Below are 21,257 nucleotides of genomic sequence, written 5' to 3'. Positions count from 1 at the left end.
CGGCTATATTGTGTTCGATGACACGGTATTGGACAAAAATTTTTCGCAGCAGATTAAGTGGGTGCGACGTCAATACAGTGCTAACATTTATTTGAACCATCGGACAGTCGGACTGCTCGACAAATTCGATGATTTAACTGGTGTCTGTCAGGTTAAATTTGAGCTACTACAGTTTTTTAGAGTTTCCATTTACGCAGCAAAAAAACGAGCATTCATTTGCTGATCAACAATGATTTCAAAATCAGTAAACAATGCTTTAGGCTTTACTGAGCGCCCTGTTTTCTCAAAGTCAACAAAACCATGGCTATTTAGTGTTTTTAAGGTAGTTGATAAATTACTAATGTGGCGTCCTGACAGTGCGGCGAGTTCGCTGATCGTTTCTGGTTTTTGTTTATCCATGAGTCTGAGCAATGCAATATTTTCGTTACTCAAAACCTGAGCCAACGCGATCATAGAAGTAAACCATACTTTAGGCTCACATTCTTGTGGTTGGTATTCGCCTTTTGCAATTGATAATACCCGCTTACGGATGATTTCTTCTGGCATAACACCAATCAATGCTTTCATGTTTAACCTCGAGTTTCTCTTGTGTTTATTATTTCGTCAATTTTGGTGAAAAAATCTTCAATCAATTGAAATTCAGAACAAAATGTATAGGGGTATCCTTTATCCGAAGGAGTTCTATGTTGATGGTCATAAACAACACGCCCCACATATTTTCCTTTTTTCGGTAATTTAATCGCATGGGCGTTATCTATACCGAAGACACGTGTGTTGTATTTATCGTGTAGTGTCAAGCTATAACGGATCCCGTGTGGAATAAATGGTGTTTTCTTAACCATCCACGCTTCAATTTTCCACCAATAGCCATCATCACGATTAACCCTTGTACCATGAAGGCTTAAGAGATAATCCAATCCGTTATCGATATCCATCCTGAGCCACCTTTATTAAGTTATGACCTAATCATAACTATTAAATAGCTTATAGGCAACTGCTTTAAAATTGTTTTCACATCTCTTACTCAGTAGCCAGCTATCATCTATCTTGTCAATATACTTATCAGATAGCGTGATTTTTTTGTTGAGGGACGTCACCTACTCAATCCCCCTCAAACCCGCATCGGCACCGCTACTTTTTTCACCTTCTGCCGTATGATCACTTTTCGTTCAAGGGGACAGTTATTGCCACGAGTCCGAGTCCAAGGGACGGAAAATCCGTCCGGCAGGTCAACAGCAACGACCACCTCATTAGGCTGCTTATCATTTTTCACCTTACGTACCCGTTGCCAGCGCTCGTCATGGGTACCAATCCGCGACTCAATGCCCAGCCGGGGCGACCACACACCGTAAATCTTCATGCCCTTCTCCCCGTAAGCATTCAGGGTATCCGACGCCACATAAGCAGTGCGCACAGTATGGTCTTTACGCGGCACCAACACCCCGCCTTGCTTGAGTATATAGGTGGCCATACACCCGGCATCGGCGGCAGCCAGCACCTCATCCATCGCCTTATCTGCCAGCTGTTGCCCCCTTTTCTTCGTTTTTGATTTGCGCTGCAACTGCCCGGCCAGTAAACGTAATTCACGGTAAGTTTGGCGTGACGGAATACCAAAAAACTGAAATTGCCGTACCCGGTGCAAACTCGCCCACGCCACGACATGTTCAACCGCTTCATGAAGCGGCTTACCGGTCTCATGACTCAATAAGGGTTCCCCCGTAGCCGGATCGGCGGCGCTTTTCAGCACACTGCCATCCAGATTCTTACTCACATATTTGGTCAAATAACCGGTCGGCGTGCCCTTGCTTTTCAGTACCGGCTTGACATCAAAACGCGGTTTGATATTTTTGCCGAGCTCCTCGCGATCACGTCGGATAGCAAATTCACGTAACACCGCGGTAATAGCAACCCGATCTTTTCTCGCCATAAAACACAGCAAATGCCAATGCACGGTGCCATCATGATGCGGTTCAGCAACCCGCACGCCATACCAACGCAGCCCCAGCTTGTTCATTTTTTTACGCACGCCCGCAAACAGATCGACCAAATAATCACTGCTCTCACGCACCGTCTGGAGCGCCCATTTAGGATTGGGTTTGCCGCAAGACAAGGTGGCGTGATAACGCGACGGACAGGTAACGGTATAAAACATCGCATAATCCCCGCGCTGTTCGGCCAAATTTTCCAGCCCTTTGGCGGTCGTCATCATTTCCAGTCGACGCAAGTGGGGATTGCTGGTACTGCGCTTTACCACCTGCTCCATGTCCAGTGTCACCCCGGCTTCATTCACCAATTCATGCGAGCGGATAAAGTCCAAGGCACAGCGATCTTGCTCACGCTTACGGGTCAACGCATCCTGGCTGACATAAGCCGACGCCTGTTTATGCACCAAACAACTCGCCCGGTGTTGCTCCTCACGCCATTCACAACGCAAACGCCACAATTGGCGCGTCCACCACTCAGCACAACAGAGCCGGGCTAAGGCGCCGGGGATCAAATGATAAGGCACCTTGCCCCGATGCTGTATCGTCTGATTTAAACTGTGCCAATAGGGCGGGGTAATCGCAAAGCATTTGGCTTTATTGGCCACCTGCTGATAAATCCGCAATATCTCATTCGGATCAGTATTATCTGCTGGTAACCTGTCAGCAAAAGAACAAAAAACAGTCTCGATATGCCCAGCGACCAAGGTGGCGAGCCGTTTCACCTCCTTGCGCGACAACGCTGGCAGCCATAACAACCCCTCCAGTCGCGCCCAACCGGCGACCTGCTGATAATCTGGCGTCTGCTGCTTATCACGCAGCGCTGCCAGTCGCTGCAAAGCGGGTTTGACCCCCTTTAATAAAAAAGCCTCGGCACGCTTATCGCCCGCTTCCCGGCGCAGATAATCAAGACGCTTTTGTAACGGCTGGCGAATAAATTTTGGCTGTTGTTTTAAAACTTCTTCCACCGCCCACGCCGGCTCGCTGACCCGCCTGCGCTGGTTCTGTCTCGCTTGCCACCGCGCCTTTTCTTGAACCAAATGCCGCTCTTCGGCCTTTTCTATCACGTCTTGCAGCGTCTGTTGTCTGATCTGTTGCTCTTCGGTTAACGCCGGCTTCTGCCGCCGTCGCCGCTGTGCGTCCTCAGCTATCAGCCGCTGTAACGGCGTGAGAGGCTCTGGCGGGAGTTCCTCCATCCGATAGTGATTGACACTTTTTCTCGGCGCGTTCCATCGCCAACAAAAAGGCGCATGACCGAGATAAGCGGTGGGCTGCAAAAGTTCGACTGCCGGGGGGGTCATTATTTTCTTTTTTCCTTGCCGATAATAAAAAGTGAGGGGCAGTCAATAGCGTGTCATCCGTCATCGCCTTATTTTTAGCGAAAACGGATCCCACACCCTAAAAGCGTTTATTTATTTCAGTGATAAATTAATCCTGTTAATTAAGCAGTTGGCAACACTCGATATAGATCAAACGATCAGGCCGTAATAAAGAATATTTTATTCCTTGTTTTATTTCGTCTGTATCGGCATCGGATAGCAGAGAAGTTTTAAAAGCCTCATGGCATAATCGACCCATGCGTTGTATTTCATGTCGCCGGTGTTTAATAAGGTTATTTTTTAATGTCGATAAATGGTGAAATAATAAGCCTTCAATTAAAGTGGCGAATGACGAATAATACGCTAAGAGTTTAAGATAATGGTTGCCGGCTTTTTTTGAGGTATCAGAGAAACGCTTATTTTCATATAAAATAAACCGGGCGTGATACTGACTAATCACATAACGCTGGTCGATCTCAATATAAAGAGGCATGGTAATTTCCGTATTGGAGTGTTAATAACACCGACACAATAATCAGTTTATTTATTTTAAAAATGAATTAATGTTATTATTCCGTTTTATTTGGCACCGGGTCACAATCAATATAAGTCATCCTATTAGGAAATAAACTCACCGCGGCGCGTAATCGGTTCATGGCGTCAATTAAATTAATTTGTTCTTCGGGATAGAGTTGTTTAAATGCCAGCGCATGCTTTTTTCTTTCAATCCCGGCCAAATAATACAGCGCCCCTTTCATTTGTGGATCGGTCTCCTCCATCTCCTTAATCAGTGCTGGGATCTGCCCTTGATATTTTTTATCCGGTAACACTTGCCATAATAAAGTGGTATTTCTCAGACCACATTGCCGCTGGGCTAAATTTAGCGGCACAACACGAGCGGGTTCAGTATTCGCCATCAACGCCACCTTATTTAAGCAAAAATGCCCATCACCCTTGAAAACCACCGGCGGCGCGGGTGACGTATGACGGGAGCGCTTATCCCGTGAATAAATTGCACTGCCTGCGGATTAGGTTGCACGCGACGCCCCTCCGGCGTCTCCAACCAGCCACGGCGGTGACGGTGATGGGTGATTTCAGGAAGGGCGGGTAAGGGGGTCACGGTAGTACAGGATTTAGTTAACATCGGGTATTCTCCATTTAAGTGAAAAGAAGTGCCGGACTATTTCACCCCGTCCGGCGCGGGGTTATGTGGTAATATCGTTATACCTGCTTCTCCACTCAAAGATGACGCAGGCATAACCTCCCACCACCACAAGGATCCACAAAAAACAGAACAGGAAACCGAATAAACAATGAACACACAGCCCCCTCGCGATCTACTTTTTGAACTGTATTACAGTTATTATCTCGAAAAAATGACCGAAACACTGAACAGGAGGATCGACAAACTGGGGTGTTTCTTTCAAATGTTTCTGGGTTTGGTTGTTGTTGTTAACAGTGCTTACGGGTGGCTGTGCGGTATCCTTATCGCTAGCATGTCCGGTTTTCAATTCTCTTTTAAACCAGGTGAGGTAGCGGGTCATGCAAAAAATCAGGCGCTCAAATACCGACAACTGATTGATGAAATAGAAAAAATAAGCCCTGATATTATTGCAAAGAAGCGATTGGAAATTGAAAAGGAAGACAGCCCTACTCTCAGTTCGCTTTTCAATCCAGCAAGGAAGAGAGCAGCGATTACACTCAACTACCCGCAAGAAAAGCCATTGACGCTGAATGAAAAATGCTTTGCTTGGATGGCAGGGGGTATTCCCTCCTGATACCTTCATTAGTCTGTTCATCGCTTTAATTGCCTCAATAACCGCATGGAAACCCTTTCCCGTTCGCAAAAAATAATCGCCTGACTGGCGGGTGATCTGTCGACAAAACCGCCTCACTTTTTCACGCAATAACCTTCAATTCTATAAAGCCCTTTCGCCAATTTAATTGCTCTTCGCTTTCTCTATGAAGAGCCTAAATTCTCTGAGTTGAAATTGAAAAGCAACCAGTCTGATCTTGAAAAAGAAATTGCCGCATTTTCTAAAAAACAGGTAAATAGAGAAAAATATGAATTTAAGGATATTATTCCTGGTTCTGTCGTGATGATACTGAAGCCACTTCATTGCGATGAAGCACTTCCCAAACATATATGCCCCCATTGCACCACAGACTTTGTAATATCTCCGTTGCAGCTTAGAAGACAGGGAAGCGGAGAATGGCTTAATTGTCATAAATATCATCTCGAAATAGTGTAAAAAGCCCAGGGTATAACAGTGTCTATTTTTTGAATTTTAAAATGCATCGGTTGTTCCTGTAATAAATAAAGCCCTTTCGCCAATTTCATTGTCAGCGCTAATGATAAAAGACCGTAAATTGCTAATTTAATTTGTCCACTCAAGCCAGAATGCAGTTTCCTTTGTGGTGACAAAGCCATGAGGGAAATAAGCATGCTAAGAAGAGAGGACCACTACATGATAAAACAACGCCATCAACAGGGGGCATTTATTGTTGATATTGCCCATCAGATAGGGTGTTCAGAAAAAACGGTGAGACGGCACATTAGCTATCCTGCGCCGCCAACAGCAAAACGCGGTAAAAAACAGGTTGCTAAACTCGAGCCCTTTAAAGACTACATCGATTCAAGGTTGAGTGAACAGGTTTGGAATGCGGCGGTTATTTTTGAGGAAATCCGTGAAAAAGGCTACCGGGGTGGGAGTGCGATGCTCCGACGTTATATACATCCCAAACGTCCGCTCAGGGCCTCGAAAAACACGGTACGCTTTGAAACCCTCCCCGGTTATCAACTTCAACACGATTGGGGAGAAATCATCGTTGAGGTGGCAGGCTCTGCCTGTACGGTTAATTTTGCCGTTAATACGCTCGGTTTTTCGCGTCGCTTTCATGTCTTTGCTGCCCCTAAGCAAGATGCTGAGCACACGTATGAATCGCTGGTTCGCAGCTTCAATTACTTCGGTGGCAGCGTAAAAAATGTCTTGGTAGATAACCAAAAAGCCGCTGTTATCAAACATGGACAAAATGGCCACATCGAGTTCAATGCGGGCTTCCTGCAACTGGCTAATCACTATGGGTTTAGCCCTCGCGCCTGTAAGCCTTATCGACCGCAAACGAAAGGCAAAACCGAACGGATGGTGGGCTATGTTAAACACAATTTTTTCACTCGCTACCGTCAGTTTGAGAGTTTCGCTCATGTTAATCAACTGCTAGCGATGTGGCTGGCGAAAGTGGCAGACCAGCGTCATCTTCGTCAATTCAAGCAGACACCGGAAAATCGTTTTGCTGAGGAAAAAATAGCCTTGATGCCACTCCCTGCGACTGATTTCGATACCAGCTACTTCGACCTACGACAAGTGGCATGGGACAGCTATATCGATGTCAGAGGTAATCGCTATAGCGTGCCTTCATTCTGGTGTGGTCGTGCGGTTAATATTCGTATCGGTTTAGATAATACGCTACGTATTTACGGCGATGAGCAACTGCTCGCGACGCATCTCTTGCAGGAGGTAACGCAGGGCTGGCAAAAGGTGCCAGAACATCATCAAGCCCTTTGGCAACAGGTCAATCGAGTAGCGTCTCGTTCGCTCAGTGTGTATGAGGAGCTACTCTGATGGAAATGGAAAACTTGTTGATACGGTTAAAAATGGATTACCTGGGCGATGCGTTGGAGAGTTTATGTGAAGAAGCCACCAAGAAAGCACTGAACTACCGTGAATTTCTCCAGCAGGCATTAGCCCAGGAATGGAACGGGCGTCACCAAAAAGGCTTGGAATCGCGGTTAAAACAAGCACGTTTGCCGTGGATAAAAACCTTGGAGCAATTTGACTTTACTTTCCAACCAAGTATAGACAGGAAAATTATCCGCGAGCTGGCGGGGCTGAGGTTTGTCGAACATCATGAAAACGTCATTTTGTTAGGCCCACCTGGGGTAGGGAAAACGCATTTGGCGATAGCGCTGGCTGTCAAGGCAGCTACAGCTGGGCATCGGGTATTGTTTATGCCTCTGGATAGACTCTGCTGTACCTTAATGAAGGCAAAGCAAGAAAACCGTCTGGAACGCCAACTTCAGCAACTGTGCTATGCCAGGGTATTAATACTGGATGAAATCGGGTATTTACCGATGAATCGCGAAGAAGCTAGCCTATTTTTCAGGTTATTGAGCCGTCGTTATGAAAAGGCGAGCATCATTCTCACATCAAATAAAAGTTTTACTGATTGGGGGGACGTATTCGGTGATCACATTTTAGCAACTGCGATTTTAGACAGGCTTTTACATCATTCAACCACATTGAATATTAAAGGAGAAAGCTATCGACTCAAAAATAAACGCAAAGCAGGCATGTTGCCTATAAAAACGACTGATATTATCCAGGCGCCTGGAATAGAAACCCAACAGGAAAATTAGCAAAAACTGGACATTTTAAAGTAGCAAAAAGTGGTCAATCTAAAGTAGCGTTGACAACTCAGAGAGAGGAGGTATGGACAACGGATATCACCTATGTTTGGACTTATGAAGGCTGGATGTATTTAGCGGTGGTGATGGACTTATACTCGCGCCAAATAATCGGTTGGGCAATGGCAGCCCACATGAAGACAGCACTGTGTGTACAAGCTCTCCAGATGGCTTACTGGCGCAGAAAACCTCCAAAAGGGTTGCTCCATCACTCAGATAGAGGCAGCCAATATACCCGCCATCAGTATCGTGCCCATTTGCAAGTGATGGGTGTGCAAGCCAGTATGAGTGGTAAAGGGCAATGTTGGGATAACGCACCAACAGAACGTTTTTTTCGGAGCTTGAAATATGAATACTTGAATTATGAAATACTTAAAACCCGTAATGATGCCAAGTTAGGGGGGCTGGATTATTTAGCCTATTACAATAGTAGAAGACCACATAGTCTACTCGCTTATTTTTCACCCATCGAATTTGAGCTTATACCTGTAATCAATTTGTCTTAAAAATGTGTCTGGGTTTACTTGACCACTACATCGCCCACACCCGCACCAGCTTCTACGTCTCCAGCACCACCTGCATATTATCATCAAGAAGATCACCGAATAACCCCCTGTGTCAGCATAGTTGTCGCCTGTTAATATTAAGGAGAACACCATGCCGGCAAACCCCGTGCCTATCAATATCAAGCAACAAGGGTTGCTCTGGCTTCAACCTCCGTATAATTGGTCTCACCGGCAAATAGCGAAGAAGCTAGACGTGAGCCCTTCGGTTGTTTCAAGATGGAGAAACGAGTTAATGAGTGATGGCCTGTTATGTGAAGATGAGCAGTTTTTAAAGAATAACGAAGGTTGGTCGCCCGAACAGCGTTTTGCGGTGGTCATTGAAAGCGCAGTGATGTCTGAAATTGAGCTGGCCGAATACTGTCGGCACAAAGGATTGTTTGTTGAACAGGTAAAGGAATGGCGAACGGCTTCGCTCCGGGCTCATGAGCCGAAAGCCTTGAATAATCATAAAGTTGATAAAGTCGTCAAAGAATACAGACAAAAGATCCGTGAACTTGAAAAAGAACTCACCAGAAAAGAAAAGGCGCTGGCGGAAACCGCAGCGCTACTGGTATTAAGGGAAAAGTTCAATGCCCTCTGGGACAACAGCGAGGACGTCTAATACCTCTCCCGGAGCGGCTTAATATAGTTGATATGCTTAGGAATGCGATGAAACAGGGGGCTCGTAAGGCGCAAGCCTGCCAGGTCATTGGGATTTCAGTCAGAACACTGCAACGCTGGCGCAACAATTGTCACAACGCTCCCCTGGCCGACAAACGGTCAACGGCCGTTCGCAATGCCCCCAGCAACAAATTGTCTGATGCTGAACGACAGCGGTGTCAACGCTACTTTAGATTGACCACTTTTTGCTACTTTAAAATGTCCAGTTTTTGCTAATTTTCCTGTTGGGTTTCTATTCCAGGCGCCTGGATAATATCAGTCGTTTTTATAGGCAACATGCCTGCTTTGCGTTTATTTTTGAGTCGATAGCTTTCTCCTTTAATATTCAATGTGGTTGAATGATGTAAAAGCCTGTCTAAAATCGCAGTTGCTAAAATGTGATCACCGAATACGTCCCCCCAATCAGTAAAACTTTTATTTGATGTGAGAATGATGCTCGCCTTTTCATAACGACGGCTCAGTAACCTGAAAAATAGGCTAGCTTCTTCGCGATTCATCGGTAAATACCCGATTTCATCCAGTATTAATACCCTGGCATAGCACAGTTGCTGAAGTTGGCGTTCCAGACGGTTTTCTTGCTTTGCCTTCATTAAGGTACAGCAGAGTCTATCCAGAGGCATAAACAATACCCGATGCCCAGCTGTAGCTGCCTTGACAGCCAGCGCTATCGCCAAATGCGTTTTCCCTACCCCAGGTGGGCCTAACAAAATGACGTTTTCATGATGTTCGACAAACCTCAGCCCCGCCAGCTCGCGGATAATTTTCCTGTCTATACTTGGTTGGAAAGTAAAGTCAAATTGCTCCAAGGTTTTTATCCACGGCAAACGTGCTTGTTTTAACCGCGATTCCAAGCCTTTTTGGTGACGCCCGTTCCATTCCTGGGCTAATGCCTGCTGGAGAAATTCACGGTAGTTCAGTGCTTTCTTGGTGGCTTCTTCACATAAACTCTCCAACGCATCGCCCAGGTAATCCATTTTTAACCGTATCAACAAGTTTTCCATTTCCATCAGAGTAGCTCCTCATACACACTGAGCGAACGAGACGCTACTCGATTGACCTGTTGCCAAAGGGCTTGATGATGTTCTGGCACCTTTTGCCAGCCCTGCGTTACCTCCTGCAAGAGATGCGTCGCGAGCAGTTGCTCATCGCCGTAAATACGTAGCGTATTATCTAAACCGATACGAATATTAACCGCACGACCACACCAGAATGAAGGCACGCTATAGCGATTACCTCTGACATCGATATAGCTGTCCCATGCCACTTGTCGTAGGTCGAAGTAGCTGGTATCGAAATCAGTCGCAGGGAGTGGCATCAAGGCTATTTTTTCCTCAGCAAAACGATTTTCCGGTGTCTGCTTGAATTGACGAAGATGACGCTGGTCTGCCACTTTCGCCAGCCACATCGCTAGCAGTTGATTAACATGAGCGAAACTCTCAAACTGACGGTAGCGAGTGAAAAAATTGTGTTTAACATAGCCCACCATCCGTTCGGTTTTGCCTTTCGTTTGCGGTCGATAAGGCTTACAGGCGCGAGGGCTAAACCCATAGTGATTAGCCAGTTGCAGGAAGCCCGCATTGAACTCGATGTGGCCATTTTGTCCATGTTTGATAACAGCGGCTTTTTGGTTATCTACCAAGACATTTTTTACGCTGCCACCGAAGTAATTGAAGCTGCGAACCAGCGATTCATACGTGTGCTCAGCATCTTGCTTAGGGGCAGCAAAGACATGAAAGCGACGCGAAAAACCGAGCGTATTAACGGCAAAATTAACCGTACAGGCAGAGCCTGCCACCTCAACGATGATTTCTCCCCAATCGTGTTGAAGTTGATAACCGGGGAGGGTTTCAAAGCGTACCGTGTTTTTCGAGGCCCTGAGCGGACGTTTGGGATGTATATAACGTCGGAGCATCGCACTCCCACCCCGGTAGCCTTTTTCACGGATTTCCTCAAAAATAACCGCCGCATTCCAAACCTGTTCACTCAACCTTGAATCGATGTAGTCTTTAAAGGGCTCGAGTTTAGCAACCTGTTTTTTACCGCGTTTTGCTGTTGGCGGCGCAGGATAGCTAATGTGCCGTCTCACCGTTTTTTCTGAACACCCTATCTGATGGGCAATATCAACAATAAATGCCCCCTGTTGATGGCGTTGTTTTATCATGTAGTGGTCCTCTCTTCTTAGCATGCTTATTTCCCTCATGGCTTTGTCACCACAAAGGAAACTGCATTCTGGCTTGAGTGGACAAATTAAATTAGCAATTTACGGTCTTTTATCATTAGCGCTGACAAGCGGATCATGGAAATCTGTAACTCACCAGAGTTTTCAAGTTTCCCTCCGAATGTCATCGTTCCGACGCTGGCTGATAGGGGAATTTATATCGCCTCTGAGTCTACGTTTTATCGCGTGCTCAAAGCGAACAAACTGTTAACACCTAGACGTCGAGAGAGAAGTTATAAACGTCCAGGCGCACAAAAAACGACAGCACCGAATCAGGTATGGTCCTGGGATAGTAGTTATTTGCCAACACCTATAAAAGGTCGGCATCTTTACCTCTACATGATGATGGACATTTTCAGTCGGAAAATTGTGGGGGCAGACGTTTTTGAACAAGAATCCGGCGAACAGGCTGCAGAGCTACTGCAACGATGCATCTGGAAAGAAAAATGCGCGGGCAAAAAAATCATTCTTCATTCAGATAATGGTGGCCCCATGCGTAGTTATACCCTGTTGGCGAAAATGTACGATCTGGGGGTAATCAGTTCATATTCTCGCCCACGAGTCAGCAATGATAACCCTTATTCCGAATCCTTGTTTCGAACGGTGAAATATTGTCCCCAGTGGCCAGCCGAGGGGTTTACTTTACTCAATGATGCCAGAGCCTGGGTAGCTCAGTTTGTGAACGGGTACAACCTTGAACATAAACACAGTGGTATCAAGTACGTTACTCCAGATGAACGTCATAGGGAGGCAGATAAAGAAATATTAGCTAAACGGAAAGCCATCTATGAATTAGCTCGAGCTAAAAAACCCGAACGTTGGAGCAAAGGCTGTCGTAACTGGAATTTTATTCATGAAGTGATGCTGAATCCGGAAGTAAGTGCTGCATAAAACAGTTTCAAGCGACAACTACATTGACAAACACCGTTTAATTGACCATCTGAGTATCACTTCATGAACGAAAAATTTTATGCTGTCATCACCCATCAGGGCGCCGCTAAACTGGCCAATGCGACGGCATTGGGGATATGGAAACCCTGAAGAACCGATAATGAATGCTATATTTTGAGCTAGTAGCGTTAATTCTTAAAGTCATGTAATAAAAAAGGAAATTAATGCACTCTTTTTTTACGGTATAAGAGACGGCGGATACACTTTTTTTCAGTATCAATGGAAAATCAGGGGTTACAAAGCAGGATTTTTCTAGCGAGAAAGAGATTGGTCAAAGCAAATAAGCTGAATAACTGCGCGGTATTTTTTGCCAAGCCCTTGTAGCGCACTTTTCTAAAGTTGAACTGACATTTTAACACTCGAAAGGGGTGTTCAACCTTAGCCCGGATTTTCGCGATAAGACTTTGCCGATGCCGATGTTTCTCCCATACCTGCTGCTCCTGCCCGGGCAAGGCCAATACCCTCCGTCGGGGGATGTGCCAGGTGACCACGCGATGTTGATGTTCGCGGCGTCGCATCACGCCTTTATAACCGGCATCACCATGAACAACCCCTTCTTGGCCGTGAAGAAGGTGATGAACTTGCGTCACATCGGCTACATTCGCCGAGGTTCCCACCAGGGAATGCACCAGCCCCGTCTGTGCATCCACGCCAATATGCGCTTTCATGCCAAAGTAGCACTGATTGCCTTTACGGGTGGCTTTCATGTCTGGCTCACGAGTATTTTGCCGGTTTTGAGTTGAACTGGGTGCATCAATAATCGTAGCATCGACAATGCTACCCCGTTTGATAAATAGCTGAAGCGAAGCTAAATGCGTATTAATTTCTTCAAACAGCGCTTCGCTTAAATGATGTTTTTCCAACCAATGACGAAAATGCAGGATCGTGGGATCGGAGGGAATGACATCGACACATACCCCCGCAAATTGACGTAATAAGGGGATGTCGTATAACGCTTCTTCCATCGATAAATCAGCATAATTAAACCCATTCTGTAAAAAATAAATCCGCAGCATCACTTCTAACGGTTTCGCCGGTCTGCCGCCTTTAGGACTTGCCTTGGGGTAATGACGACTGAGTTTGGCCAGGATAATTGTTCCCCGAATTATTGGAGCGAAAGATATTATGGTTGAGATCTTTTGTAGTACGAAGGGGTTGCCTGGTGACGGATTTTTGGCTGTCTTTAACCACAGTATTGCTGGCAAGGGTGAGGAAAGCGCGCACCGGAACCGTACGGCGCGCATTCACCATCCTGTTGAGAAAAATCTTTGTCACATTTCAAATAAACGGTAAATTCACCCGAAGAAGACAACCTAAATTTACTGCGGCCAGTAAGCTTAGTTGGTTTACTAGCGCCACTAAGATAGCGATCCCAGCCGCGCTGACTGCCGTCTTGTGGCACTAAAATGACCTTTTCAGCACCGAATTCCGGCGTAACTTTGAGATCGTGAACCACCTCGAGGTTGAATTTTAAGCTGATGTACTGATCACCATCCCATTTAAAATTATCGCCAAAATCAATATCAGTGCTACCGTTGCCAATACTGAATTTCACAGGATTTTCATTTGTATAGATGCCACTGGCCATGGATAAAGGGGATGGCAGCTTTAATGCATAAGCAAAACTAATAGCTTGCAGTGTTGCCACACAATAATGAATAAGTAACTTATTGATAAATAATGACTGAAAAGTTGTGTTTTGTCGTGCTTTGTTGCCTATTATATAAGTAAAAATATTTTATTTGTTTTTAATGGGTTATTTTATCTTATTGTAACTATGAATGTGTTAGTTATTTTTAATTGTATAACCGACTATGGGACTGATTTATCCGCATTTTTAGATAGAAAAAAACACGAACTCATCCTATATAACGATATTTATCAATTCATAAAGATAAAAAAGAAAATAATGATAAAGTGCTATTATTTAAAAATATAAAAAATGAAAAACAGATATTAAATTATCATTATGAAATCTCTCATAAGATTAAATGAGTTCAAATACATGTAATGTATTGCAATTAAATCACTCTTCTTATAAAGCGGTCGCTACCTTGACTCAACAATACTAATACGCTAATTAGAAAATAGATAGAAAAAATACCCAACAACCATTGTGGCATCCCCAAAGACATTAATTTCCACTGTTGTAGTGAACAATCAGCACTAGCAGAAAACACGCTTGGTAACCACTTATCCAGTGGTAAAAATGTAGGAAAATCAACGAAAAAATCGCAAGTGTTAAATGGTGATGGATACAAATATTGCATAGTATGTTGCCAAGTTAATTGAATACCTTTACTCGCACTGTATATCCACAAGAAAATGGCGATATAACGTAATGATGAGTTAGGCGCAATGGCGCCAATGAATGACGCCGCAATGATACCAAATAATGCACAACGCTCATAAATACAAAGCACACAAGGTTGCAGTAGCATAATATATTGAAAATAAAGCGCTATGAGCTCAAAAATCAATCCAGAAAATCCGATGAGAAGCCAAGCTTGGCGTTGTTTAGAACAACGATTTAAAAAATGTAACATATTCTTTATTCCACGGGATAAATTATGTTGCTAACAATACCAATGAACAGATTCCTGCCACCGGTTACCAACAGATGAAAATAGATTTAAATGGGCGAGCTAAACTATTAGCTTCTACTAAATTCTTCCTAAGAGTTTGTTAAAAATCTCTTGTGCTCGCATGCCAACGAAGGTTGCTGTGCGCCTTGACTTCATACCCCCGCGCGACGGTTTTGCAAACAGTATTTTGTCCAAAAAAGGGCTCAAAATGCTCATTGATATCCTTAGTTTTTGTACAGAAAAAGGCAACTGCACTTTTTCGCCTATTTTTCATCAATTGAGCGTCGCTTAAGAAGGTCTCGAATGAACGCTAAGAGCCTGTTAAAAATTTTTTATTATACTGTTATTAATAACGGTTATATTCTGTTTAAAATTAAATAATTAATAACATTAAAAATCATCTATAAACTTTCTTAAACACAAATTTTACTTAGCATTCTGTGTTTTTTCGCTATCTGTCCTAATTGGGTGACTATATCATAAATTTTTCATCTGGTATGATGAGCATAATTACTTTCTGATAAATTTCTCTACGAAAATGATGCATTAATACTCAAATGCCCATAAAAAAGCACCTGGCTTGTTATGTAAAAACCTATTGATATCAGGAATAAGTTACCTATACTCACAGTCTTTCAAGTTGCCGCTAAGCGGCCAGGGCGTGAGACCGATAAGCGTATACCCATATGAATTTCGAGTTACGGCAAGGCGGCAATCAATCGAATCCCAGGAGTGTATCCCCTTCGTCTTTGAAGTTGCCTTCGGCTGCCAGGGTGACCGACCGCGATGAGATTCGGCGAGCACCCGCAACCAACACCGCCGTAACTTAAAAGGCAAAGGATATAGTGGCTATCAATACATTATTTAAGGAACTGTCATGCCTCGCCCAATATCGGCCACTGTGCATTTATCTGCTCTACATCACAATTTGAAGAGAGTTCGAGACCGGGTAAGTTGCACCAATAGCAAAATATGGTCGGTAGTAAAAGCGAATGCGTATGGACATGGTTTAGCGCGTGTTTGGCGGTACTTAAAAGAAACGGATGGTTTCGCATTATTGGATTTGAACGACGCGGTTTTATTGCGGGAGCAGGGCTGGCAAAAACCCATTTTATTACTAGAAGGATTCTTTAAAACAGAAGATTTAGCATTAATAGATCACTATAACCTGACAACAGTGGTGCATAGTGATTGGCAACTTGCGGCATTGGAAAACACCAAACTCAAAAAGCCAGTGGAGATTTATTTAAAGTTCAATAGCGGGATGAATCGTTTAGGATTCCCTTGTGAAGAGGCACATGAAATCTGGCAACGAGCGAAGAAAATCGCCAATATTAAACATCTCACTTTGATGAGCCATTTTGCTAACGCCGCTCATAATGGCAATATCGACAATGAATACAGGTTCATTCAACAAAATTGCCAGTCTATTCCAGCTGACTGTAGTAGTTTGGCAAATTCTGCCGTCATCCTATGGCACCCTTCGGTTTATACCTCACCGATTAATAATTTATCAAATAATAACTTATCGCATTTTTGTCACTGGGTACGCCCTGGCATTATGCTCTACGGGGCTTCACCTAATGGTCAAGTGCAAGCTATCAAAGATCTAGGATTACGCCCGGCGATGAGTTTGCATTCTGAATTACTGGCGGTGCAAACATTAAAAGCGGGTGACACTGTGGGCTACGGTAGCCATTATCGCGCTAACGAAGCGCAACGGATTGGTATAGTCGCTTGTGGGTATGCCGATGGTTATCCTCGGAATGCGCCCACCGGAACACCCATCCTCGTCGAGGGGGTGTTAACAAAAACCCTCGGCGCGGTTTCCATGGATATGCTGGCGGTAGATCTAAAGCCTTGCCCTCACGCACAGGTGGGTAGCATCGTCGAATTATGGGGAAACCATTTACCTATTGATAATGTTGCCATGGCCGCCGGCACCATTAGTTATGAATTAATGTGTGCATTATCGGCAAGAGTGCCTGTTTCCTTTATCACGGATGGAGAATAATTATGCCACAAATCCATCGCACTAAATCCGTACGGTTTAATGTGGAGCAAATGTATAAACTGGTTAACGATATTTCCTCTTATCCAGAATTTTTGCCTGGTTGTATTGGTGGTCGGGTGATCAGTGCTAATGAAAGCGTAATAATTGCCGCTGTTGACATTGCTAAAGTGGGCATCAGTAAAACCTTTACTACCCGCAATACGCTTATCAATAACAAAAGTATCAATATGGAATTGGTAGATGGCCCGTTCCGTAAACTGCTGGGCGATTGGCAATTTACACCTTTAGACGATAATACCTGTAAAGTTGAACTCTATCTTGATTTTGAATTCACTAATAAGTTAGTTGAAATCATGTTCGGTAACTTGTTTAAAGCGTTAGCAGAAAATATGGTGCAAGCCTTTAGCCAACGAGCAGAAACGGTTTACCATGCCTGATATACCTAATGAATTTCGAGCGATGAGTGTAGACATGCTACCTGATGAGGTGAGCACCGACAGCCAACACCACCGTAACTTGAAAGGCGAAGGGTATATCCATGTTGAAGTGGTTTATGCTCTGCCTGAACGTCAATATATCCGCGCCTTGTTACTTCCTAACAACAGTACCGTTTTACAAGCCATTGTGGCTTCGGAACTACCTCAATTGCGAACGGATATTGATTTACAACATAACAAAGTGGGGATCTACGGTCGGCTGGTGAAACTTAGCGATCAGGTTAACGAAGGTGATCGTATTGAAATATACCGCCCATTAATCGCCGATCCTAAAGAGCTCCGCCGCCGCCGAGCGGATAAAAGTAAAAAAGATACCCAATGAATTTCGAGTTACGGCAAGGCGGCAATCATTCAAATCCCAGGAGTGTACAAATAGTACATGACAGGGATGAGAGATCGCTGCCAACGCCGCCGTAACTTGAAAGGCGAAGGGTATAATCGCTCTTATTCGGCAGACTGTATGCGAGGCACATTTATTCGCTTAGCGCCCTTTTTATTCTTAGGACTAATGATCAACACGATAAAAAAGAACAGTGCCTGCACAATAACGATACAAGGACCCGTGGCACCATCAATATGGAAACTAATCAAGGTGCCCAAAACGCAGGAGACCACCGACACCAGCGTAGCAATCATTAACATGATGTCGAAACGGCGACAAACCAGAGATGCAATAATACCCGGTGCAATTAACATGGCTATTACTAATATGACACCAACTGCCTGCAATGAAGTAACAATCGTCAATGCAAGTAAACAAAGTAAACCATAGTGAAGCCATTTAATCGGTAAACCGATCACCTGAGCATGATTAGCATCAAAACAAAAAAGCATTAAATCCTTACGCTTTAACAACACCACCAATAAAGTGAATGTAGTGATCCATAAGGTTTGTTTAAATTCAGTCAGCGTAACACCCAGTATATTCCCAAATAAAATATGACTAAGATGTTGATCAGTATCGACTTGTGAAAAAAGCACAATACCCAAAGCAAACATACCTGAAAAAACAATCCCCATCACTGTATCTTCCTTGATGCGACTGTTTTCTTTTAAGTAACCGGTAGACAACGCACAGAAAATGCCAGAAAAAAAAGCGCCTATTACCAAAGGGAGGCCTAATACGAAAGCGAGCACAATACCCGGTAAAACGGCATGAGAAATGGCATCCCCCATGAGTGACCACCCCTTCAACACCAAATAGCAAGACAGTATCGCGCATACCACACCCGTAGCTATAGCGGTAAAAATCGCGCGCTGCATAAAAGGATAATAAAACGGCTCGCTAATTAAACTCAGCAAACTAGACATACAGTTATCTCCTAGTCACTTGTTGGCGAGTACGATAACGCATTGACAGCAGACCGTGTTTAGGCGCAAAGAAAAAAGCCAATAAAAATACCGTAGTCTGTAGTGTTACAATAATACTTCCAGTAGCACCATTAAAATAAAAACTAAGATAAGCCCCAAATGCACTCGTCAATGCGCCGATAATAATGGCAATAATCAATAAACGACCAAAACGATCCGTCAGCAAATAAGCCGTGGCGCCAGGCGTTATCACCATAGCAATCACCAAGATAGCACCTACCGTTTGTAATGCTGCCACGGTACAGGCACTCAGCAGAGTGAAAAATAATAATTTTAAATATAAGGGTGATAAGCCAATTGAAAGCGCGTGACTTTCATCAAAGAAAACCGCTAATAGATCTTTCCATACTAAACAGAGGATAAGGAAAGAAAAGAAAATAATAATTTCAACTTGCATGACATCTTCATCAGCAATACCCAAAACATTACCAAAAATAATAGATTGTACATTGATCGAGGTTGGATTAAGCGAGACGATCAACAAACCAACAGCAAAAAAGGTAGAAAAAATAAAGCCAATGATCGCATCTTCACGCAGGCGAGTGATATGGCGTACCAACGCCATTGCCAAGGCAGCTAACATGCCGGTAAAAAAAGCGCCGGCGGCATAAGGCAAACCTAGGGCATAAGCCCCGGCGACGCCAGGCACGACGGAGTGAGACAGCGCATCGCCCATCAACGACCATCCCTTCAACATCAAATAAGCAGAAAGAAAAGCGCAAACAGCACCCACTATCATGCTTACCCACATCGCTTTAAGCATGTAATTATAATTAAAAGGCTGCAATAAAAACTCCAGCATCAGGGAGGCGTCTCCTTTTTTTGCATCTGGGTGGGGGGATCATTTTTGCTATGGCCATAAAATACCGCGGGGCGTTCATCATCAGTAATGACCGTGACGGAGCGAGCATCATTATCATCATGCAGAGCAGCGCCAGAAAGATTGATATAACGCAATACTCCGCCAAATGTCATTTCCAAATTCTTTTGGGTGAAAGTGGTGTCTATCGGCCCTGCCGCGAGCACGGTTTGATTAATTAAAATCACCTGATCACAAAATTCAGGCACACTGCCCAAATTATGCGTAGAAACTAAAACCAAATGCCCTTCATCGCGCAATACACGCAGTAAATCAATAATCGCATTCTCTGTTTTTACATCCACCCCGGTAAAAGGCTCGTCCAATAACAGCACTGAACCCTGTTGTGCCAACGCACGCGCAAGAAATACCCTTTTTTTCTGCCCACCAGACAACTCACCGATTTGGCGTGAACATAATGCAGATAAACCTACCCGCTCAATGGCTTGATTAACAATAGCATGATCACTGGCACGCGGAATTCGCAAAAAATTCATTTTACCGTAACGACCCATCATCACGACATCTTTTACCAATACCGGAAAATTCCAATCGACTTCTTCTGTTTGTGGCACATAGGCAATACTATTTTTTTTAAGGGCATCACTGACCGGGTTATTGTTCAGTCGTACCCGCCCCACCGTGGGTTTAATCAATCCCATGATACTTTTAAATAATGTTGATTTACCGCTACCGTTGATACCAACCAGGGCACAAATCGTGCCACCAGCTAAAGAAAAATTAGCATTATGGATAGCGGTATGTCCGTTGTTATAAGTAACAGAAACATCCTTTACCAGTAATTCTGGCCGGATAAACGGTGCCTGATTCATTGATTAAATCCTTTTGCGATGGTATCAACGGTAACATTCAGTAAATCGATATACGTCGGGACGGGACCTTGTGCATCCGACAGCGAGTCAACATATAACACGCCGCCATATCGGGCACCGGTTTCTTTACTGATTTGTTTTGCTGATTTATCGGAAATAGTACTTTCACTGAACACCACCGGAATTTTATGCTGACGAACCTGATCAATAACGGCTTGCATCTGTCGAGCAGAACCCTGTTCCTCTGCATTAATTGGCCATAAATACAGCTCTTTCAAATCATAATCTTTTGCCAGATAGCTGAACGCGCCTTCACTGGTCACCAGATAACGTTGATCAGCAGGAATACGTGCTAAACGCTCCCGCAGTGAGCCATCTAACGCCGTGATCTTAGCCGCATAAATTTTGGCATTGTGCTGATATATTTTGGCATGAATCGGATCATGTTCTACCAATGCTCGCAGAATATTATCAATATAAATTAACGCATTAGAAGGCGACATCCAAGCATGCGGGTTCGCGGCGCCCTTGTACAGAGCCTCACGGATTGGCAATGGGGTAATGCCTTCGGTCACCACCGCCTTCGGCACCTTCTTTTTTATGTTATCAAAAAAGCGTTCAAACCAGCTTTCTAAATGCAAGCCATTCCATAAAATCAAATCGGCCGATTGGGCTTTAACGATATCACCCGGGGTCGGTTGATAACCATGAATCTCAGCGCCCGGCTTAGTAATGGATTCAACGATCGCCGCCTCACCGGCGATATTTTTTGCCATATCTTGAATAATAGTAAAGGTGGTGATCACTTTGAATTTTTTTTCAGCATGGGCTAGGTTGCCGACGAGTAAGCAAAGTACCATTGAAATCAATACACAATTTGCTATCAAAAAATAGGGATAGATCACAAATTTTTTATATTTCATGCTACGAAATTCAT

26 protein-coding genes and 1 pseudogene are annotated in these 21,257 nt (G+C 44.2%); 11 read left to right on the top strand and 16 right to left on the bottom strand.

Going from position 1 to position 21,257, the window contains the following annotated elements; translation table 11 throughout:
* Positions 1-189: 189 nt before the first annotated feature.
* The 6 genes from AACL30_RS06260 to AACL30_RS06235 form a co-directional block, all read right to left on the bottom strand.
* Positions 190-567 (bottom strand): MarR family transcriptional regulator, encoded by a 378-nt coding sequence (locus AACL30_RS06260; RefSeq protein WP_339058007.1) that lies wholly within the window; start codon positions 565-567, stop codon positions 190-192.
* A gap of 2 nt (positions 568-569) precedes the next feature.
* Positions 570-935: a DUF6516 family protein gene (locus tag AACL30_RS06255; RefSeq protein WP_339058008.1), complete on the bottom strand. Its 366-nt coding sequence runs from the start codon at positions 933-935 to the stop codon at positions 570-572.
* Positions 936-1,111: 176 nt separating this feature from the next.
* Positions 1,112-3,283, bottom strand: coding sequence for a replication endonuclease (locus AACL30_RS06250; RefSeq protein WP_339057545.1), 2,172 nt, complete (start codon positions 3,281-3,283; stop codon positions 1,112-1,114).
* A 136-nt stretch (positions 3,284-3,419) separates the two neighbouring features.
* The gene (locus AACL30_RS06245; RefSeq protein WP_339057544.1) at positions 3,420-3,794 is read right to left on the bottom strand and encodes a hypothetical protein; all 375 of its coding nucleotides are present in this window, start codon (positions 3,792-3,794) and stop codon (positions 3,420-3,422) included.
* Positions 3,795-3,870: 76 nt separating this feature from the next.
* Positions 3,871-4,218 (bottom strand): DUF5347 family protein, encoded by a 348-nt coding sequence (locus AACL30_RS06240; protein ID WP_339057543.1) that lies wholly within the window; start codon positions 4,216-4,218, stop codon positions 3,871-3,873.
* A gap of 14 nt (positions 4,219-4,232) precedes the next feature.
* The gene (locus AACL30_RS06235) at positions 4,233-4,445 is read right to left on the bottom strand and encodes a phage filamentation protein Fil family protein (RefSeq protein ID WP_339057542.1); all 213 of its coding nucleotides are present in this window, start codon (positions 4,443-4,445) and stop codon (positions 4,233-4,235) included.
* Between the two features lie 169 nt (positions 4,446-4,614).
* Between AACL30_RS06235 and AACL30_RS06230 the strand changes: the two genes are divergently transcribed.
* A complete protein-coding gene (locus tag AACL30_RS06230; protein WP_339057541.1) occupies positions 4,615-5,079 on the top strand; it encodes a hypothetical protein in 465 nt (154 codons plus the stop codon).
* Between the two features lie 455 nt (positions 5,080-5,534).
* On the opposite strand, the gene AACL30_RS06225 is transcribed toward AACL30_RS06230, so the two are convergent.
* Positions 5,535-5,747 carry a hypothetical protein gene (locus tag AACL30_RS06225; RefSeq protein ID WP_339058009.1) on the bottom strand — a complete coding sequence of 71 codons (213 nt, stop codon included), beginning with the start codon at positions 5,745-5,747 and terminating at the stop codon, positions 5,535-5,537.
* Here AACL30_RS06225 and istA (AACL30_RS06220) point away from each other — a divergent pair.
* The 5 genes from istA (AACL30_RS06220) (at position 5,746) to AACL30_RS06200 (ending at position 9,208) form a co-directional block, all read left to right on the top strand.
* Positions 5,746-6,924, top strand: a complete 1,179-nt coding sequence (gene istA / locus AACL30_RS06220; RefSeq protein ID WP_339056344.1) for an IS21 family transposase — start codon at positions 5,746-5,748, stop codon at positions 6,922-6,924. The two genes, AACL30_RS06225 and istA (AACL30_RS06220), sit on opposite strands and share 2 nt — an antisense overlap.
* Positions 6,921-7,718, top strand: a complete 798-nt coding sequence (gene istB, locus AACL30_RS06215) for an IS21-like element helper ATPase IstB (RefSeq protein WP_339058365.1) — start codon at positions 6,921-6,923, stop codon at positions 7,716-7,718. Before istA (AACL30_RS06220) ends, istB (AACL30_RS06215) begins: the two co-directional genes overlap by 4 nt.
* 50 nt (positions 7,719-7,768) lie before the next feature.
* Positions 7,769-8,272, top strand: coding sequence for an IS3 family transposase (locus AACL30_RS06210; RefSeq protein ID WP_339056697.1), 504 nt, complete (start codon positions 7,769-7,771; stop codon positions 8,270-8,272).
* 151 nt (positions 8,273-8,423) lie between these two features.
* Positions 8,424-8,933: a helix-turn-helix domain-containing protein gene (locus AACL30_RS06205; RefSeq protein WP_339058080.1), complete on the top strand. Its 510-nt coding sequence runs from the start codon at positions 8,424-8,426 to the stop codon at positions 8,931-8,933.
* Positions 8,885-9,208 (top strand): helix-turn-helix domain-containing protein, encoded by a 324-nt coding sequence (locus AACL30_RS06200; RefSeq protein ID WP_339058407.1) that lies wholly within the window; start codon positions 8,885-8,887, stop codon positions 9,206-9,208. Before AACL30_RS06205 ends, AACL30_RS06200 begins: the two co-directional genes overlap by 49 nt.
* Here the strand turns inward: AACL30_RS06200 and istB (AACL30_RS06195) are convergent.
* Positions 9,205-10,002: an IS21-like element helper ATPase IstB gene (gene istB, locus AACL30_RS06195; protein ID WP_339058365.1), complete on the bottom strand. Its 798-nt coding sequence runs from the start codon at positions 10,000-10,002 to the stop codon at positions 9,205-9,207. The two genes, AACL30_RS06200 and istB (AACL30_RS06195), sit on opposite strands and share 4 nt — an antisense overlap.
* On the bottom strand, positions 9,999-11,177 hold the full coding sequence (istA, locus tag AACL30_RS06190) for an IS21 family transposase (RefSeq protein WP_339056344.1): 1,179 nt from the start codon (positions 11,175-11,177) through the stop codon (positions 9,999-10,001). Before istA (AACL30_RS06190) ends, istB (AACL30_RS06195) begins: the two co-directional genes overlap by 4 nt.
* Positions 11,178-11,285: 108 nt before the next feature.
* Here istA (AACL30_RS06190) and AACL30_RS06180 point away from each other — a divergent pair.
* Positions 11,286-12,101, top strand: a pseudogene (locus AACL30_RS06180) (IS3 family transposase); the annotation flags it as partial.
* Positions 12,102-12,164: 63 nt separating this feature from the next.
* The gene (locus tag AACL30_RS16445; protein WP_422389596.1) at positions 12,165-12,251 is read left to right on the top strand and encodes a phage tail protein; all 87 of its coding nucleotides are present in this window, start codon (positions 12,165-12,167) and stop codon (positions 12,249-12,251) included.
* 137 nt (positions 12,252-12,388) lie between these two features.
* Here the strand turns inward: AACL30_RS16445 and AACL30_RS06175 are convergent, their stop codons facing one another.
* From AACL30_RS06175 to dsbB, 3 genes are all read right to left on the bottom strand, one after another.
* Positions 12,389-13,357, bottom strand: a complete 969-nt coding sequence (locus AACL30_RS06175; protein ID WP_422389595.1) for an IS5 family transposase — start codon at positions 13,355-13,357, stop codon at positions 12,389-12,391.
* Complete coding sequence (locus AACL30_RS06170; RefSeq protein ID WP_339058077.1) at positions 13,345-13,716, bottom strand: hypothetical protein; 372 nt, start codon at positions 13,714-13,716, stop codon at positions 13,345-13,347. The genes AACL30_RS06175 and AACL30_RS06170 overlap by 13 nt, the downstream gene beginning before the upstream one ends.
* 466 nt (positions 13,717-14,182) lie before the next feature.
* A complete protein-coding gene (gene dsbB / locus AACL30_RS06165; RefSeq protein WP_339058076.1) occupies positions 14,183-14,707 on the bottom strand; it encodes a disulfide bond formation protein DsbB in 525 nt (174 codons plus the stop codon).
* A 916-nt stretch (positions 14,708-15,623) separates the two neighbouring features.
* Between dsbB and alr the strand changes: the two genes are divergently transcribed.
* Genes alr through AACL30_RS06150 form a run of 3 tightly spaced genes read left to right on the top strand, consistent with a single transcriptional unit; the run spans position 15,624 to position 17,579 of the window.
* Positions 15,624-16,760, top strand: a complete 1,137-nt coding sequence (gene alr / locus AACL30_RS06160) for an alanine racemase (protein WP_339058075.1) — start codon at positions 15,624-15,626, stop codon at positions 16,758-16,760.
* A gap of 2 nt (positions 16,761-16,762) precedes the next feature.
* On the top strand, positions 16,763-17,197 hold the full coding sequence (locus tag AACL30_RS06155; RefSeq protein ID WP_006704402.1) for an SRPBCC family protein: 435 nt from the start codon (positions 16,763-16,765) through the stop codon (positions 17,195-17,197).
* Between the two features lie 34 nt (positions 17,198-17,231).
* Positions 17,232-17,579, top strand: a complete 348-nt coding sequence (locus tag AACL30_RS06150; protein WP_339058405.1) for an RnfH family protein — start codon at positions 17,232-17,234, stop codon at positions 17,577-17,579.
* A gap of 122 nt (positions 17,580-17,701) precedes the next feature.
* Here AACL30_RS06150 and AACL30_RS06145 read toward each other — a convergent pair whose 3' ends face one another.
* The 4 genes from AACL30_RS06145 to AACL30_RS06130 are packed head-to-tail and all read right to left on the bottom strand — an operon-like array spanning position 17,702 to position 21,243.
* Positions 17,702-18,568 (bottom strand): metal ABC transporter permease, encoded by an 867-nt coding sequence (locus tag AACL30_RS06145; RefSeq protein WP_339058074.1) that lies wholly within the window; start codon positions 18,566-18,568, stop codon positions 17,702-17,704.
* A gap of 4 nt (positions 18,569-18,572) precedes the next feature.
* Positions 18,573-19,430, bottom strand: a complete 858-nt coding sequence (locus AACL30_RS06140; RefSeq protein WP_339058073.1) for a metal ABC transporter permease — start codon at positions 19,428-19,430, stop codon at positions 18,573-18,575.
* A complete protein-coding gene (locus tag AACL30_RS06135) occupies positions 19,430-20,320 on the bottom strand; it encodes a manganese/iron ABC transporter ATP-binding protein (RefSeq protein ID WP_339058072.1) in 891 nt (296 codons plus the stop codon). The genes AACL30_RS06140 and AACL30_RS06135 overlap by 1 nt, the downstream gene beginning before the upstream one ends.
* Positions 20,317-21,243, bottom strand: a complete 927-nt coding sequence (locus tag AACL30_RS06130) for a metal ABC transporter substrate-binding protein (RefSeq protein ID WP_422389578.1) — start codon at positions 21,241-21,243, stop codon at positions 20,317-20,319. The genes AACL30_RS06135 and AACL30_RS06130 overlap by 4 nt, the downstream gene beginning before the upstream one ends.
* Positions 21,244-21,257 lie beyond the last annotated feature (14 nt).

The sequence above is a fragment of the Candidatus Regiella endosymbiont of Tuberolachnus salignus genome (assembly GCF_964020115.1).
Classification (GTDB): domain Bacteria; phylum Pseudomonadota; class Gammaproteobacteria; order Enterobacterales; family Enterobacteriaceae; genus Regiella; species Regiella insecticola.
Note: the sequence above shows the minus strand (reverse complement) of the source record. Positions and strands in the feature narration are given on the sequence as shown.